At 65.4% G+C, this 16,155-nt stretch carries 12 protein-coding genes; 3 read left to right on the forward strand and 9 right to left on the reverse strand.

Annotated features, from left to right (window positions below; translation table 11 throughout):
* Positions 1 to 519: a TetR/AcrR family transcriptional regulator gene (locus AMS67_RS01845; RefSeq protein ID WP_053385842.1), complete on the forward strand. Its 519-nt coding sequence runs from the start codon at positions 1 to 3 to the stop codon at positions 517 to 519.
* Between the two features lie 499 nt (positions 520 to 1,018).
* Here the strand turns inward: AMS67_RS01845 and qcrB are convergent, their stop codons facing one another.
* Genes qcrB through ctaE form a run of 4 tightly spaced genes read right to left on the reverse strand, consistent with a single transcriptional unit; the run spans position 1,019 to position 5,243 of the window.
* Positions 1,019 to 2,644: a cytochrome bc1 complex cytochrome b subunit gene (qcrB, locus tag AMS67_RS01850; protein ID WP_053385843.1), complete on the reverse strand. Its 1,626-nt coding sequence runs from the start codon at positions 2,642 to 2,644 to the stop codon at positions 1,019 to 1,021.
* Positions 2,641 to 3,753 (reverse strand): cytochrome bc1 complex Rieske iron-sulfur subunit, encoded by a 1,113-nt coding sequence (gene qcrA / locus AMS67_RS01855; protein ID WP_053353000.1) that lies wholly within the window; start codon positions 3,751 to 3,753, stop codon positions 2,641 to 2,643. Before qcrA ends, qcrB begins: the two co-directional genes overlap by 4 nt.
* 45 nt (positions 3,754 to 3,798) lie before the next feature.
* Positions 3,799 to 4,608: a cytochrome bc1 complex diheme cytochrome c subunit gene (gene qcrC / locus AMS67_RS01860; RefSeq protein ID WP_053385844.1), complete on the reverse strand. Its 810-nt coding sequence runs from the start codon at positions 4,606 to 4,608 to the stop codon at positions 3,799 to 3,801.
* Positions 4,609 to 4,628: 20 nt separating this feature from the next.
* Positions 4,629 to 5,243 (reverse strand): aa3-type cytochrome oxidase subunit III, encoded by a 615-nt coding sequence (ctaE, locus tag AMS67_RS01865; RefSeq protein ID WP_053353002.1) that lies wholly within the window; start codon positions 5,241 to 5,243, stop codon positions 4,629 to 4,631.
* Between the two features lie 196 nt (positions 5,244 to 5,439).
* Here ctaE and trpD point away from each other — a divergent pair, with 196 nt between their 5' ends.
* Positions 5,440 to 6,516 carry an anthranilate phosphoribosyltransferase gene (trpD, locus tag AMS67_RS01870; protein WP_053385845.1) on the forward strand — a complete coding sequence of 359 codons (1,077 nt, stop codon included), beginning with the start codon at positions 5,440 to 5,442 and terminating at the stop codon, positions 6,514 to 6,516.
* Here trpD and AMS67_RS01875 read toward each other — a convergent pair.
* The 5 genes from AMS67_RS01875 to AMS67_RS01895 all read right to left on the reverse strand — a co-directional run bounded on the left by AMS67_RS01875 (position 6,497) and on the right by AMS67_RS01895 (position 14,743).
* Positions 6,497 to 7,348 carry a M23 family metallopeptidase gene (locus AMS67_RS01875; RefSeq protein WP_053385846.1) on the reverse strand — a complete coding sequence of 284 codons (852 nt, stop codon included), beginning with the start codon at positions 7,346 to 7,348 and terminating at the stop codon, positions 6,497 to 6,499. The two genes, trpD and AMS67_RS01875, sit on opposite strands and share 20 nt — an antisense overlap.
* A 116-nt stretch (positions 7,349 to 7,464) precedes the next feature.
* Entirely contained in the window at positions 7,465 to 8,868 is a 1,404-nt protein-coding gene (locus tag AMS67_RS01880; RefSeq protein ID WP_162230801.1) for an LPXTG cell wall anchor domain-containing protein, read from the reverse strand.
* Between the two features lie 38 nt (positions 8,869 to 8,906).
* Positions 8,907 to 11,921 (reverse strand): glycosyl hydrolase, encoded by a 3,015-nt coding sequence (locus AMS67_RS01885; RefSeq protein WP_053385848.1) that lies wholly within the window; start codon positions 11,919 to 11,921, stop codon positions 8,907 to 8,909.
* Between the two features lie 128 nt (positions 11,922 to 12,049).
* Complete coding sequence (locus AMS67_RS01890; protein ID WP_082305219.1) at positions 12,050 to 14,056, reverse strand: BCCT family transporter; 2,007 nt, start codon at positions 14,054 to 14,056, stop codon at positions 12,050 to 12,052.
* Positions 14,057 to 14,119: 63 nt separating this feature from the next.
* A complete protein-coding gene (locus AMS67_RS01895; RefSeq protein WP_053385849.1) occupies positions 14,120 to 14,743 on the reverse strand; it encodes a phosphoribosylanthranilate isomerase in 624 nt (207 codons plus the stop codon).
* A 169-nt stretch (positions 14,744 to 14,912) separates the two neighbouring features.
* On the opposite strand from AMS67_RS01895, the gene chrA reads away from it, so the two are divergent.
* On the forward strand, positions 14,913 to 16,130 hold the full coding sequence (gene chrA, locus AMS67_RS01900) for a chromate efflux transporter (protein WP_241487959.1): 1,218 nt from the start codon (positions 14,913 to 14,915) through the stop codon (positions 16,128 to 16,130).
* Positions 16,131 to 16,155 lie beyond the last annotated feature (25 nt).

A 16,155-nucleotide genomic window follows, 5' to 3' on the forward strand; every position in this document is an offset into this window, starting at 1 on the left:
ATGACGGAACGTCGTGCGCGGCGAAAGCCCGGCGAGAACCGTCAACGTCTCCGAGAGGCCGGACTCATCGAGTTCGGCCTCTTTGGCTTTCACGGGGCGTCAACCGCCGGCATTGCCGCGCGGGCAGATGTGCCCCAACCACACGTCTACGCGAGCTTTGCGACGAAGCAGGCTCTCTTTCTCGAATGCTGCACCCTCGCATCGCAGATACTCACCGAGCCTGTCGTGCCCAGCCCAGCCGTAGAGCACGTCGACGTCTCTGGGCAAGACGGAGAACGCCCTCGAGACAGCCCTCAGGCGCATTTTGGCGCCAAGGATGTGGTCAGCAATATCACGGCGCCGGCGGCGCTTCAGTGCGTGTTGCAGGCATTCGCAGCGCTGGGTGTCGCCGAGCTTCGTGACCCGCTCGCACGGATTCTCGCGGAGCTGCGTGAACGTCTCGGATCTGCTTGGATGATTGCTCGGTTCGGGAGCGTTGTGATCGAATCACTGGATCGTGCCCTCTGCGACATCAGCTGACGCCTGAACATCGCTCGAGCGACATATGCGCGTGCCTCAGAGCGACTCGCGAGGGTCACTGATCGCGAATTGAACCGTGCGGCGCCCGACCGTGTTTCGAACGGCTGGGCAAAACACGTGCGGAAATTTCGGTACGCGCAATGTGTGAGGAGGAGCGCTTTACCGTCGAATCGTGCGTCGGCCACGGGTTGTCCCGGCGCAGCGCAGGAGCCTGGCCGACCCGCCAAGTACTGTAGTCGGCGATGTGCATGAGCCAGGGGAGCAGCTGCACGCGAAGCTACCGCGCTGCAGTGGTTTGGGTGATGTCTCGCCTGCGCTGGAGGGTTCGTCTGCTGGCAGCCGGTAATGTGGGTGCCTCTGGCAGCTCGGCATGATGGATTGAGTCGGTACTACGGCTTCGTGAACCGCACGCGCCGTGGGGGAGAAGAACGCAAGAACGCCCCACCCGAAACATGTTCGGATGGGGCGTTCTTGCGAGCCGCGGAGCGGGACTGAGGGGTTAGTGGCCCTCGTGGTGTCCCTGCTCGAGTTCGCCCTTGCTGGGGGGAACGATGCGGTCTTCGAAGAACCAACGGCTGAAGCCGGCACGCAGTCGCTTGGAGAAGGGAATGCGACCATCATCGTTCGGACGGAGCATCAGCGGTGCGTAGTCGTGGTAGCTCACCAGCTGCCACGACTCGTACGCGTCGAGCGGCTTGTGCACCTCGATGAACTCACCACCGGGCATGCGGACGATGCGACCGGACTCGTAGCCGTGCAGCGCGATCGAGCGGTCCTTCTTCTGCAGGGCGAGGCAAATGCGCTTCGCGACCTGGTAGGAGAAGATCGGCCCGAAGATCAGCAGGAACTGCAGGGCGTGGATGACACCCTCCATGGACAGCTGGAAGTGAGTCGCCATCAGGTCGGAGCTCGCACCGGCCCACATCACTGCGTAGAACGTGACGCCGGCAGCGCCGATTGCGGTACGCGTCGGCGCATTGCGGGGGCGGTCCAGGATATGGTGCTCGCGCTTGTCGCCGGTGACCCAAGCTTCGATGAAGGGGTAGACCATCACGAGCACGATGAACAGGCCAATGATGCCGAGCGGCAGCAACATGTTCCACGACCATGTCCAACCGAACCACTCGGTCTCGAGGCCCGGAGGCACGAGACGGAGCATGCCGTCGGCGAAGCCGATGTACCAGTCAGGCTGCGTACCCGCCGACACGGGGGATGGGTCGTACGGCCCGTAGTTCCAGATCGGGTTGATGCCGACGAGTGATGCGATCAGTGCGATCACACCGAACACGATGAAGAAGAAGCCGCCGGCCTTTGCTGCGTAGACCGGGAGGATCGGGAAGCCGACCACGTTCTGCTGCGTCTTGCCCGGGCCAGGGTACTGCGTGTGCTTGTGAATGATCACAAAGGCGAGGTGCATCGCGACGAAGAGGATGACCAAGGCGGGCAGCACCATGATATGCAGCATGTAGAGGCGACCGACGATGGCAGTACCCGGGAACTCGCCTCCGAAGAAGAAGTACGACAGGTAGGTTCCCACGACCGGGATCGCCTTGATGATGCCGTCGATGATGCGGAGGCCGTTGCCGGAGAGCACGTCGTCGGGGAGCGAGTAGCCGGTGAAGCCTTCGGCCATGGCCAGGATGAAGAGCACAAAGCCGATCACCCAATTGAGCTCGCGCGGCTTGCGGAATGCGCCCGTGAAGAAGATACGGAGCATGTGCAGGCCGATGGAAGCGACGAAGAGGAGAGCCGCCCAGTGGTGCACGTGACGCATGAGCAGGCCGCCACGCACGGAGAACGAGATATCGAGCGTCGAAGCCATTGCGGCCGACATCTCCACACCCTTCATCGGCACGTAGGGGCCGGTGTAGTGTGTTTCGACCATCGATGCCTGGAAGAACAGCGTCAGGAAGGTGCCCGAGAGCAGGATGACGACGAAGCTGTAGAGCGCGACCTCACCGAGCAGGAACGACCAGTGGTCGGGGAAGACCTTGCGACCGAACTCCTTGACGGCGACACCGATCTTGGTGCGCTCGTCGATATAGTTCGCCGCAGCGGCGGTGAAGCGACTCGATCCGCTCTGAGCCTGCTGGCTCGACGGTGATTCGGTGACGGTGCTGCTCACTTGAGACGCTCCCAAAAGCTCGGGCCGACAGGTTCGTGGAAGTCGCTCTGGGCGACGAGGTAGCCCTCGTCGTCAACAGTGATCGGAAGCTGGGGAAGCGGTCGCTTCGCAGGCCCGAAGATCACCTTGGCGTGCTCGGAGACATCGAACTGTGACTGGTGGCAGGGGCACAGCAGGTGATGCGTGTGCTGCTCGTAGAGCGCCACTGGGCAACCGACGTGGGTGCAGACCTTCGAGTAGGCGACGATGCCGTTGTACGACCAGCCCTCGCGTTCGGGGAGCTCCTTGAGGTCCTTCTGATCGAGGCGCATGAGCAGAACGATGGCCTTGGCCTTGGCATCAAGCAGATGGGTGCTGCCACCACGCTCGTCGAGCGTCATCTTCTCAAAATCCTCATGATTGAGGGTTTCGGGAATGACGTGGAAGGCCGAACCGATCGTGACTTCGCTGGCCTTGATGGGAACACCAGAGGGATCGCGCGCAAGACGCACGCCCTCGGTCCACATCGTGTGGTGCAGCAGCTCCACAGCGTCGCGGTCCTGCGGCGCCAGGCCGCGAAGCAGCGTGATGCCCGGCAGCGGGAACGCGATCAATGCACCGATCAAGCTGTTGCGCACCAGTGAGCGACGGGAGAAGCCCGACTCCTCATCGGCCAGTTTGAAGACCTCGGCCGAGGCCTCGCGTGTCGGCGTATCACTGGCGACGTCGTGGCGGATGTCGATCGACTCGTGATCGGCCATGATGGCCTTGCCCCAGTGCACGGCACCGATGCCGACGGCGAGCAGAGCGAGTGCCATGCCGAGACCGACGAACATGGTGTGCAGGCGCACCGCCATGAGATCTCCCGTTTCAATCGGGAAGAACATGTAGGCAAGCACGGCGCCGAGGCTGCCGGCGATCGAGAGGTAGAAGAGGGTGTAAACGGTGCGTTCAGCACGTTTCGCCTTCTTCGGATCAAGATCCGTGACGCGCTTGCGATGCGGGGGCAGGCCCGGATTCTGCACGGCGTCGGACGAGATCACCGCGGTACCGACGGCGGCTTCGACCGAGCCGTGGCCGTCCGCGGCGACAACGGCGTGTTCGCCGTTGTGCTTCGCTTCCTCTGCCATGTTGCTCCTTGACTCCTGACTCATGAATGCTGTGTGCGTCGTCGACTAGTTCGACTTCGCGGTGACCCAGACCGTGAGGCCGATCACGGCACCCAGTCCGATCACCCAGATGAAGAGGCCCTCTGCGACCGGGCCGATCGACCCAAGGGTCAATCCACCGACGGCCGGCTGGTTCTCGATGTACTTGAGGTACGAGATGATGTCGGCCTTGTCCTGCGGCGAAATGTTCGCATCGTTGAACACGGGCATGTTCTGCGGACCGGTGATCATGGCCTCATAGATGTGCGTCGGGGCCACCCCGGTGAGCTTCGGCGCAAACTTGCCCTCGGTGAGCGCGCCGCCTGCCGCGGCCACGTTGTGGCACATCGCGCAGTTGATGCGGAAGAGCTCGGCGCCATTCGCGACGCCCTCGTCGTCACTGTCGGCCTGGAGGTACTGCGTCTCAGGCAGTCCCGGGCCGGGAGCGAGCGAGGCGACATAGGCCGCCATCTGCAGCGTCTGCTCCTCGGTGAACTGCTGAGGCTTCACCATGCCCTGCGGGCCCTGGAAGGCCAGCGGCATACGCCCCGTGCCGACCTGGAAGTTCACCGAGGCCGCACCGACGCCGATCAGCGTCGGGCCGTCGTTCGTGCCCTGAGCCGCGGCACCGTGGCAGGTGGCGCAGTTGGCGCCGAAGAGCTTCTCGCCGGCTTCGATGGTGGAGGGCGAGGTCAGATCGACCTCTGCCGTTGCCGACGTCTGGCTGAAGCCGGCGTACGCGGCGCCGGTCACGAGCAGACCGACTGCGACGAGAGCGGCTGTGGCCAGCGGGTGCCGGCGGCCGGACTTGCGCAGGTTCTTCTTGGTGCGAACCATGTTGTCGATGACTCCTGACCCTACTTGAGGACGTAGATGACGATGAAGAGGATGATCCACACGATGTCGACGAAGTGCCAGTAGTACGACACCACGACAGCAGTGGTCTCTTCTTTGTGCGTGAAGTTCTTGACCGCGTAGATGCGACCAATGACCAGCAGGAATGCGACCAGACCCAGCGAAACGTGAATGCCGTGGAAGCCGGTGGTCATGTAGAAGGCTGAACCGTAGGGATCAGAAGCGAGGGTGATGCCCTCGGAAACGAACGTCGCGTACTCGAACGACTGGCCCGCGACGAAGATCGCTCCCATGAAGAACGTGAGGTAGAACCACTCGACGGTGCCCCACTTCTTCGGGCTCGCTCCGGTGGCGCGCGGCTGCATGCGCTCGGCGGCGAAGACGCCGGCCTGAGCGGTGAACGAAGACGCGACCAGAATCAGCGTGTTGATCAGCGCGAACGTGAAGTTGTGCTTCTCGGTCTGTTCTGCCCACAGCTCGGGGTTCATTGCGCGCAGCGTGAAGTAGATCGCGAAGAGGCCCGCGAAGAACATGACCTCGCTGCCGAGCCACACGATCGTGCCGACGGCGACGATATTCGGTCGCTTCACCGCAGGCACGGCTGACTTGGTATTCATAGTGGTCGTTGTCACCCCTCCATTATGGCTGAAAGTCAGGTGTGCATTTTCACTCGGACACGGCGCGCCGAACTTTCTGCATCCTTCCCCGGTAGCCTACCGTCTTCCGGGGGGCCTGAAGCGCCTCAAGCGACCCGCATTCATCCGATGAAGTGGCGCTACGACGCGGTTTTCGGCCCCTCGATAGAATCGAGCCATGATCGACGAACGTACCTGGCCGACTGTACTGACGACACTGCTCGAGGGCGACGATCTCAGCGTCTCTCAGGCCGAGTGGGCAATGTCAAGGTTCATGACGGGTGAGGCCAGCGGGGCTCAGATCGGGGCGTTTCTCGTTGCGCTCCGCTCCAAGGGGGTGACGGTCGATGAGACCATCGGTTTCCGCGACGCCATTCTTGCGGAAGCGCTCGCGATTGAGCTTCCGGCAATGTCGCTGGACATTGTGGGCACCGGTGGCGATCGTTTCGGCACCGTCAATATCTCAACCATGGCGTCGATCACCGCGGCGGCTGCTGGTGCGCCGGTCGTCAAGCACGGCAACCGTGCAGCGAGCAGCCTGTCGGGGGCGTCAGACGTGCTGAGCGCACTCGGCATCAATCTCGGTCTTGACGCACGACAGCTGGTGACGGCATTCGAAGAGTCCGGGATCGCGTTCGTGCACGCCGCACGATTCCTCCCCGGTTTCCGTCACGTGGGCGAAGCGCGCAAAGATCTCGGCATCTCAACGGTGTTCAACTTTCTCGGGCCGCTGTGCAATCCGGTGCGCCCAGAGGCGTCGGCAGTCGGCGTCGCGGATCTCGACCGAGTCCCGATTTTCGTCGGTGTGTTCCGCCTTCGCGGTGCCTCCGCGCTGGTCTTCCGCGGAGATGATGGGCTCGACGAGCTCACGACTACCGGTCACTCCCGACTGTGGGAGGTCAGTCGAGGCGGGCTCACCGAGCACGACATCGACCCGAGAGATCTGGGGATCCCGCGCGCTCAGATCAGCGACTTGGTCGGCGGCACCCCGGAGGAGAACGCCGAGGTCGTGCGCCGCGTGCTCGCGGGCGAGACCGGCCCGGTACGCGACATCGTGCTGCTGAATGCGGCGGCGGGCCTTGTCGCCTTCGACTTGGCCCAGAACCCCGAGTCGGTCGAGCGAGCACTGCTCGATCGCCTCGCTGAGAAACTTCAGGTCGCCGCCGACGCCATCGATTCCGGACGAGCTGCGGCAAAGCTCGCAGCATGGGCCGGAGCGACCTCGGCGGCCGGCGCTACTCCGGTTTCTCAGTAGTAGCTGGCTCGGTCGTTGCCGTGGCATTCTGCGGCGTTCGAGCAGGAGCGTCGCGGTCGAGCCGGTAGTACTTCGCAAGGAACGGCATCGGATCGATGGGTTTGTCATCCACGCGGAGTGCGAGGTGGAGGTGTGCGCCGAAGGCGATTCCCGTCGCGCCGACTTTGCCGGCGGGGTCGCCCATCTTGATGGTGTCTCCCACCTTCCACGTGTGCGAGTCGTTCTGCATGTGGCAGTAGCGGCTGGTCACCTCTTGGCCGTCGATCTCGTGCTCGAGCTTCAGGCCGAACCCGCAGCCGTCGGTGGCGTAGCCCGCCTCGAGCACCGTTCCATCGGCGATGGCGAGTACGGGAGTGCCAGCGCCCGCCCCGAAGTCTTGCGCGTCATGAAACTGCGCGACGGGTGCGGTGCGATACCCGAACGTGTCCGTCAGCGGAACCGGTGAGGCGAAGGGGTAGTTCACCAGGGAGCGTGCGCGGAACTCGTATCCGATCGTTGAGGGCTCGTCCGTGTCGACGATCGCGACTTCCGTGAGCGTCGAAGGCACGTCGTCACCTGTGACTTCCGAGAAGAGCTTCTGCTGTGCGGCAGGCGTTTCGAGCGCGTTCGACTGCTGCACCAGCGGCAGTGCGAGTGTGCCCACGAGTGCGCAGACGCTGATGCCTGCGGCAAGTCGTGCGATGCGATGGCGCGGCCGAGGCGCAGGGGAATCTGCCAGTGGGGCATCGTCGGGCACGTGGGCGACGCGCGGGCTGACCACGGAGTCGCCAGGACCGAGCGTCGTGCCGGACGTAACGACGTGCTGCGCCGGGCGAAGTTCAGGATCGGTCATGCGGGCTTTCGGGTCGGGATCGGGGTGCTGATCTTCAACCCGAAAGATAACGTTCAGGTTACAAGGTCTGGTGGCCTCGTGCCAGGTCGGGGCGGAAAATCCGCCCCGACCTGCTGTTATGCGGACTCCTCGACTCTGCGGACGCGCCGTCGCCGCAGGAAGACCAGGGCTCCGACCGCGATGAGGGCCGCGCCCAGAAGCGCCGTCGCTGCGACCGCACCGCCGGTGAGAGGGAGTGTCCCGTGACCGTCGCTTCCCGATCCGCGCCCGTCGCTGCTGCCGTCCGCACCGCGTGAGCCGGCTCCGGCGGCGTTCGAGCTCGCCGCGGCGCCAGCGTCGCTGGCGGCAGTCGCTGCTCCCGCTGAGCCGGATCCGCCGTCGACTGCGGCGTCGGCATCGGCGGTGGCGTTGGCCGAGTCGGCGTCTGAACCGGCATCCGCAGCACCCGAGGTCGACGGAGCGACCGGGGGAGATGAGACGACCCCGATGTACGGGACGCTGGTGGCCGCATGTGCAAAGACCCAGGCGGACACTGTCGCGCCGGCGTGTGCATCAGTGAGTGCGAGTTCCGTGCTCGCGTGCTCGAGGGCGACGGCGTCGGCGCTCCAATGGTGCGAGATCGAGTCGGGCGCCGCGGCAAATTCCGGGTCGATGACGGTGAGCACCGCTCCGACTCGGGCATCGCCTGACAGCGTTGGCGGGGCGGCTTCGAGGGTGGCTTCGGGGCCGGTTCCGAGTTCGAGGTCGCCGAAATCGATGTGATCCTGGGAGAAGATGAGCGCGTCGGTCGTCGATGGTGCGAAGTCACTGCCGCGGGCTGCCACCCAAGGTACATACCCTCCGGAAGGAATCCGGGGAATGGTCACGGTGCCATCCGCGTCGGCAAAGACGCGGGCCGAGGTCACAGAGGCACCCGCTGCATCGATGCCGCGCAACTGTGCGGCCGCGTCATCGAGATCGATGAGGGTGTCATCGCCTTCGACGACGCGCAGCACCGCTTCGCCTCCGAGTCGTGTGAGGCTGACATCAGCGAATGCACCATCGTTCGTTGCTCCGTCTGCAATCGTGAACTCTGGAGAATCGTCGGTGTAGTCGGCGTTGCCGCCGAGTGACTCACCCAGTGCGAACCGGGCGTTCGAGACATCGGTGGCGAAATCCAGGGTGTACGCGCCGTCGGGCAGGAACCCGAGCTGCCAGGCCCCGCTGGCGTCGGATTCGGTTTCCTGCTCGAACACGTACGCCCCGACTCCGTCATCCCATCGGTAGGCGGATACCTCGACGCGATCGAGCACCGTATCACCCTCACGGACGATTCCGCCGATGGTGGCATCAACCGCGCGAGCAGCCGTCGAACTCCACGGGAGTGCGATGCCAGTCAGCGCGAGACCGACGACCACGGCGGAGCCGACGAGCCGGTTCGATCCGGCACCCGAACTGCGCATCGCCCGCTGTGGTCCCGACGCCGCCGCGAGGCGGCCGATGACGCGGTCGATTCGGGGCGCTGTACGGGAGAGTGACATCGTGCGCTTTCTGTTGACGAACTGAATGAGATGCATGATCAGGCCACCCGCGCCTTTCCGAAGGGGAGCACGGACACCGGGCCGATGAGCCCGTACGACTGGCTGGCGATGGAGCCGTACACCGCGGGGTTGACCACACGCAGGCGATTGATGAGCGGAGAGGCGACTTCGATGCGAAGCGTGTTGCGACCCGAGCGCACATATTCCGAGATGTCGAGCTCGGTGTCCGTGAGGTCAACGTGGGCGACCGGTGCGCTGTTGACCCAGACCTTAAACGTGTCGAGCACCTGACCGAGTGAGAGCCGGACGCCACCGGTTCCTGCGCGCCACGCCCCGTCGAGGCTGAACGTGGTGCGATAGGTGCCGACGCCTGCAGTGTCCGCGAACCCGAGATCTTTCCAGGCGCCGAGCGGCGTCGAATCGATCTGCGTCGTCGAACGCTCCGTACTCACCCCATCCCCGCCGGGATGCCAATCTTCGAGCGCGAGCGACCAGTCGTTGAGCGCAATGGGGTCGGGAAGCGCGGGGACGAGTGTGCGTTTCTCTCGGCCATCCGCAAACGCGACCGTGTGGGTTCCCGGTTGCGTGGAATGCAAGACGACCGATCCGTCGCGGTCGACGGCAATGGCGTCACCCGTTGTGGTCGTGACCACGGCGCGGGGCGTGACGGCTCCGGCCCAGCCTTCCGGCGCGAGCACGACCACGGTGGACTGCGCAGGGTTCAGACGAATAGTGAGCGAGACCGTGGCACCGTCGCGGGTGTAGCGCGCGATCGGTCGCACCTCCCCGGTCCACGAGTCGAGTTCGTACGGCACGTGCGCCTCGGAGCGGGCGGTGAGCGCGACTTCCTGCTCAATGCGTACGAGCTTGTCTTTTGCCGGGTTGTGTTTCGCGTTCACGAGGTAGAAGTAGTCCACTCCATCAGCGACGCGGTGGATGTGCTTGAGGTTTGAGAACGCATAGCTGGCGGTGCGCTGCACGCCGAGCGTAGCGAGCGCGACGGGGATGTCGTCATTGCCGGCGGCCGTCGCCACATTGGGCAGCGCGCGCATTGCGGCGATGAGCTCGACCACCCGTTGGTTCGTCGCCGCGTCGCGGTAGCCGGTCGACGCCGGCTTGTTCCAGTCACCGAAGAACACCAGGGGAAGCCCGCCCTGCGCGAGTTCCAGCAGGCGTTCGCCGGCGCGCACCGACATCGTCGCCTCGTTGCCGCGGAACCGGTCGATGTCGAGAATCAGGGCCCGATAGTTTCCACCGTCGGGAGCGAAGCGACCGCCGGCAAGCACTGATGCCTCCTGGAAGAGGCCGGATTCGTTCAGGAATCCGTGCGTCCAGCCAATCGGTATTCCCGAGGCGGTTGCCCACGGCGCGCCGATGCCGGTTTGCGCCCAGCCCTTTTGCCGATAGAACGCGATGTCGTATTCGGCGCGTCCCTGACGCAGTACCCACTGCGTCCGTGCGATCGCTGCCGCGACGCGATCGAGATGCCCCCACACCGGGGTGCGGGGTCCCCAGGCTTCCGAATAGCCGACGCCTCCGTTATACGGGGAGAACGCTGCGAAACCCGGCCATCCGGCACCCGGTGCCGCCGCATACGGGAACCCGTGCAGGACGGTCTGATTGACGCCCCCGCAGAAGGTTTCGGCCAGTGTGAACAGCACCTCATTACGCCAGGTCGTGAGGTATGCCTTATTGAGGTATGCGGAGGATTCGCAACTGAGCAGCGTGCGTCCGGCGATGTCGCGGCCGCTCGCGAGCACTCGGTAGTCGTCGATGTTCTTCGCCCCGAGTGACTCGGTCTCAGGAATGTCGACGATGCCGGCCTGCTCGAGCGAATCCTGCTCGAGGCCGTACGCCTGCACCCGGTACTCGAGGCCGTACGAGTGCGCCCAATCGCGAAGCGGGATCAGATGGTGTTCCGAGTACAGCTCGCTCATGACTTGGTTGTAGTCGTCGCGCACCCGGGTCGTCACGATGTCGTCGAAGTCGTACTGGTACTTTTCCTTGGTCTCGACGATGGCGGCGAGGAATGGCAGGATGTCGTAGCTCATGCGGGTCTGGAACTCGGCGGCGATCGCCGGAGTCCACAGGGTGGCGTGCGTCTCGATTTCGAGAGAGTCTTCGAAGAACGTGCCGCCCACCGAACCGAGGAGTTCGATGATGCGCGGGGTCAGCAGATTCGTCTTCCAGTAGTCGATGAGCGTCTGGGCGCCCGCCGCGCTGAAGTGATCGACGACATAAGACGTCGGGTTCGTGTGATCGCCGCCTTCGGGGCGTTGACCGCTGCCGCGCTCCCAATAGGCGAGCAGTACCCAGTTGCCGCCCGTGCCGGGTGCCGTCCACGAGAGTGTCTCGCCGGAAGCCTGGGCGGTGAGATCGATGAAACTGCCCCGCTTGAGCACCGTCGGTTTGTTGGTCACGACGGTGACGATTTCGAACGCATGCACTGCGATCAAGTGGCGCTCTGTCACGCCAGTATCCGGTGGAGTGATCGGTTCGGGCAGTGCGCCGCTGAACTCGGCGCCCGGTGCGAGGGTCACGCTGCCGTGCGCGAGCTCCTTGATCGCCGCCGCAGATTGCGGTGTGATGTTCGGCGTCGCCGCCGGCCATGACGGTCCGAGTGTGATATCGATCTCGATGCCTTCTTCGGCCGCGGTCTGCAAGGCGCGTTCGACGGCGGCGACCCAGTGCTCGCCGCCCCAGCCGTACGTGTCGAGATCGAGCCCGCCCTTGACGCTGTGATGCACGTCAGAAATCTCCAGGCCGCCGAACCCCGAACGGGCTGCTTGCTGCACCTCCGCAGCGATTTCATCGAGGTCGACCTGACCATTCGGCCACCACCAGCGGAATCGGGGCGCGGTCGCCGCCGTCGGCGCCGTGAACCCTTCGAGGGTGGGCGTGGCGGCGGCACTGTCGACCGCGCCCGGGGGCGGCGCGCCCCATGCTGGGCTCGCGGATGTCGCGGCCGCGACCCCAGCGGCCGTAATCGCCGAGTATCTGAGCAGTTGCCGGCGAGTCAGGCCATACGGCTGCCCGTGGACGGGTGAAGACATGCGTGTGCGCTCCCTTGCGACAACGGCGTCAATGCACCTCTGCACTCGCCGTTGAGTTGAATCGTTTCAAAACAGTGCGTCTCCCAGCTTAGTGAAGGGTCGGAAACGACGTCAACGTTTCGGGGGAGTCACGAGCGCGTGTCGTCGTCCTCACGCATGTCGTGCCCGTGCTCAGATGCCGTGGAGAGATCGCGCTTCGCAATGGGGCGACCGTCGGGGGAGCGGCGACCCGTGGCGAGCGACGCGTCGCCCGAGGCCGTGTGGTCAGCGCGTTCGGGCCCGCGCGGCTGGATGCGCCCGGGGTCGAGCGTCCGCTGTACATCTGGCGGAGTGATCTGCTGGATCGGACCGGTGGTCGCGTCGACGTACCAGTCGGTGAGCGCCGGGTCGTCGCTGTCGAACCCGGCACCGGCGCCCTCGTCGGCAGGCACCTGATCGGTACCGAAAACGAAGTCGTCGCCGTACTCGTCGATGCCGCGGCGCACGCCCTGCGCGATGGCGGCTCGGGCATACGCGCGGCGGATGAGGTACGGATCGGTGCGCAGATCCTTCGCCCACGAAATCATGATCCCGATGACGATCACGGCGAACGGGAGCGCCGATACGACCATCAGCGACTGCAGACCCGAGAGGGTATTCCGCCCGCCGGCGAGCAGGAGCGCCACAGCGATCAGACTGAGGAGGAGACCCCAGACAATCGTGACCCACTTCGCCGGCTCCGGGCGCCCACCCTGCGACATCGAAGCCATGACGATCGAAGCCGAATCGGCCGCGGTCACGAAGAACACGAGCACGGCGACCATCGCGACCACCGACGTGATTGCGCCGAGGGGCAACTCATGGAGCACTTCGAAAAGGACCGCCTCACCCGAACCACCGGCTTCGAGATCGGCACCCTGAGACGTCTGGAAGATCGCGGTGCTGCCGTAGATCACGAACCAGGCAACGACAATTGCCGAGGGCACCAGTACAACGGTGGTCACGAACTCTCGAAGCGTGCGACCGCGCGAAATTTTGGCAATGAACATGCCGACGAATGGCGTCCACGAGACCCACCATGCCCAGTAATACGTGGTCCAGCTCGAGAGGAAGGTCGTCGCGGCTTCTCCCTGGTTTGGGTTGCGGGCGAGCATGGCGGGCGCCTGCGCGAAGAACTCGATGAGTGAGGCGGGCATGAAGTTCAGGATGTAGACGGTCGGGCCCGCGATCAGCACGAAGACTCCGAGCGCGCCCGTCAACGCCATGTTCAGGTTCGAGAGCCGCCGAATGCCCTTCTTCACGCCGGAGACCGCGGAGGCGATGAACAACGCCGTCAGAATGGCGATCGCGCCGATGATGAACGCGTTGCCCATCGGGCCGAGTCCGGTGACGAGGCGGAACCCGCTCTCGATCTGGAGGGCGCCGATGCCCAGCGAAACCGCGGTGCCGAAGAGTGTCACGATGATGGCGAAAATGTCGATCACGCGCCCGAGCACGCGATGACTGCTGCCCGGGAATACAGGTTCGAAGAGCGCGGAAATCAGCGGCGCGCGCCCGCGACGATACGCGCTGTAAGCGATGGCGCCGCCGACGAGCGCATAGAACGCCCAGGCGATCGGGCCCCAGTGGAGAATGGTCTGCGCCAGAGCGGGCAATGCGGCATCGGCACTGCCCGGTTCGACGTGGACTCCCGGTGCCGGGTTGAGAAAGTACGTGAGCGGTTCGAGCGGCCCGTAGAAGAGGAGACCGATTCCGAGCCCTGCCGCGAAGAGCATCGAGATCCACGACGTCGTCGTGAATTCGGGCTCTTCGTCATCGGCGCCCAGTCGGATACCGCCGGTGCGACCGTAGCCGACGACCAGCATGAAGCCCGCCACCGAAATCGCGAGTGCACCGAAGAGCCAACTGAAGTGCTCGGTGACCCACTGAAGTGACGAGCCGCCGACGACAGCAATCGAATCTGGAGCGATGAACGCCCAGACGATGACCCCGAGAGTGAACGTCATGGCGACGCCGAACACGACCCAGTTCGTCGCGAAACGCAGGCCCGTCTGCTCCACGCCGATGCCGGGAATCAGGCCGGGGTGGGGGAGCGGCGGCGGCGCGGGCAGTGTGATTTTGCGAGTGCGTTTGCCGGGCGGCTGCGAGGTGCTCATGCGTGGGATCCCTCTCCGTTCGAAGCGGTCGGTGCGGGGTGAGGCAAAACGATTGCGGCGCGCTCAGCTGCGGGCGGCGGTGATGAAGCGGGCGATGCGATCCGGGTCCTTGACTCCGCGGCTCGACTCCACGCCGCTTGAAACATCGACTCCACCCGGCCGCGCCGCGACGATGGCGTCGGCGACGTTCTCGGGGGAGAGGCCGCCGGCAAGCAGCCACGAGTCGCCAATGCGTTCGCGCAGTTCGCCCGGGACGCCAAGGGGAGCGACGTTCCAGGAGGATCCCGATCCGGGCACGGCCCCATCCAGCAGCAGTCGCTCCTCGCCGAGCTCGCCGGCGCGGAGCTGCGGAGCGTCGGCGAGCGACGTCGCGCGCCAGACCCGCGGAATGATCTCCTGGGCCACGGTGACGTCGCGCGCGGTGTAGGCGCCGTGGAGCTGCAGCACGTCGAACCCGAGGTCCGCGGCGATACGAGCGGCCTCGTCGGCGGGCAACGTATTCACGACCAGCACCGTGTCGATGCCGGCGCGGACGGCGCGCGTAGCACTCAGTACGCTGCGCGCCTCGTCACTGCTGGCGTGGCGCGGACTCGCGGGGCTCATGACCACCCCGACCGCGTCGGCGCCGAGCTCTGCGGCAAGGGCGGCGTGCTGCGGTTCGCGCAGTCCGCAAATCTTGACATACATTCGGTGTCCCTCGTTCGGCCCTGGCCCTGCACTCGTGATGCCGGGCGTCTTCGACACTTCAGCGTAGCCCGATCGCTCCGGTTCGTGTCGTGGCGGTGCGCCGGAGAGCGCGTATGAACTCCTCGTGAATGCACTCCACGAGCGCCACTTCGCCCCCTAGGATCGGCTCGTGCGCGCGATCTGGGAGGTGTTCATCGTGTGTCTGCGCCTCGGGTGCACCTCATTCGGTGGGCCCATCGCGCATCTCGGGTACTTCCGCACTGAGTTCGTGGTGCGTCGCCGTTGGGTCACCGATGCCGCGTACGCCGAGTGTGTGGCCCTGTGCCAGGTGCTGCCCGGGCCCACCTCGAGCCAGGTGGGATTCGCGATCGGCCGGTATCGCGCCGGCGTCGCTGGGGGAGTCGCGGCCTGGGTCGGCTTCACATTGCCATCCGCACTGCTGCTCGGGGCGTTGGCCCTCGGGGTGATGACGTCGGACGGCGACCTCAGCGATCCGAGTCTCGAACGCGCGCGTGAGGGGGCGATTCGCGGGGTGCTCGCCGTCGCGGTCGCTGTCATCGCGCTGGCCGTGCGCGGCATGGCGGTTGCGCTCGCGCCGGATCTGGCTCGCGCGCTCATCGCGATCCTGTGCGGCACGCTCGTGCTCGTCTGGGGGAGCCCTGGGGCATCCCTCGGCGCGGTGGTCATCGGTGCCATCGCCGGCCTCATCTGGCTCCGGGGGAGCACCGATGCGACCGAAGCGGTGCCGGGGTCGCCGCTCGCAGCGACTCCTCGACATGCGGCGGGCGCTGCGATCGCACTGGTCGTGTTGCTCGGAACGCTCCCGCTGCTCGCCGTGCTGACGCGCGACCCGACGGTGCAGTTGCTCGACGCGATCACGCGGGCGGGTGCCACAGTGTTCGGCGGCGGGCACGTGGTGCTTGCGATGCTGCACAGCGAACCCGCCGTGGGGCAGAGCATTGCTCAGGATCACCTGCTCCTCGGCTACGGCGCGGCGCAAGCGGTGCCGGGGCCCATGTTCACCCTCGCGACGTACCTGGGCATGATGTTCGAACCCGATGCCGCGTGGGGTGCGCGCATTGCACTCGCGGCCGCTGCGACCTTCGCGATCTTCCTGCCCGGAATGCTCCTCGTCACCGCCGTTTCACCCGTTTGGTCACGGATGCTGCGTTCGCCGCGTGCGCGCGGTGCGTTGGGCGGTATCAACGCGGCGGTTGTCGGAGTGCTGGCGGCCGCGTGGTTCGATCCGGTGCTCGTGCACGGTGTCGACGGTCTTCAGACAGTCATCTGGGTGGGCGCGTCTTTGGCTGCACTGCACGCGCGAGTGCCGCCCTGGGGTGTGGTGCTCGGCGGCGCGCTCGGCGGCGCGCTCGGGTGGCTGGGGTAAGTCGCGGCGGTCACCAGGGGAGGAG

It is taken from the genome of Leucobacter japonicus, from assembly GCF_001273855.1.
In the GTDB taxonomy this organism is placed as follows: Bacteria; Actinomycetota; Actinomycetes; order Actinomycetales; family Microbacteriaceae; genus Leucobacter; species Leucobacter japonicus.

Bases quoted from the DNA above. Each gene is read 5' to 3' on its own strand.
- AMS67_RS01875 (WP_053385846.1), bottom strand. From the start codon at position 7,348: ATGACCGATCCTGAACTTCGCCCGGCGCAGCACGTCGTTACGTCCGGC.
- AMS67_RS01890 (WP_082305219.1), bottom strand. From the start codon at position 14,056: ATGAGCACCTCGCAGCCGCCCGGCAAACGCACTCGCAAAATCACACTG.
- ctaE (WP_053353002.1), bottom strand. From the start codon at position 5,243: ATGAATACCAAGTCAGCCGTGCCTGCGGTGAAGCGACCGAATATCGTC.
- AMS67_RS01895 (WP_053385849.1), bottom strand. From the start codon at position 14,743: ATGTATGTCAAGATTTGCGGACTGCGCGAACCGCAGCACGCCGCCCTT.
- AMS67_RS01885 (WP_053385848.1), bottom strand. From the start codon at position 11,921: ATGTCTTCACCCGTCCACGGGCAGCCGTATGGCCTGACTCGCCGGCAA.
- trpD (WP_053385845.1), top strand. From the start codon at position 5,440: ATGATCGACGAACGTACCTGGCCGACTGTACTGACGACACTGCTCGAG.
- qcrC (WP_053385844.1), bottom strand. From the start codon at position 4,608: ATGGTTCGCACCAAGAAGAACCTGCGCAAGTCCGGCCGCCGGCACCCG.
- AMS67_RS01880 (WP_162230801.1), bottom strand. From the start codon at position 8,868: ATGTCACTCTCCCGTACAGCGCCCCGAATCGACCGCGTCATCGGCCGC.
- qcrA (WP_053353000.1), bottom strand. From the start codon at position 3,753: ATGGCAGAGGAAGCGAAGCACAACGGCGAACACGCCGTTGTCGCCGCG.
- AMS67_RS01845 (WP_053385842.1), top strand. From the start codon at position 1: ATGACGGAACGTCGTGCGCGGCGAAAGCCCGGCGAGAACCGTCAACGT.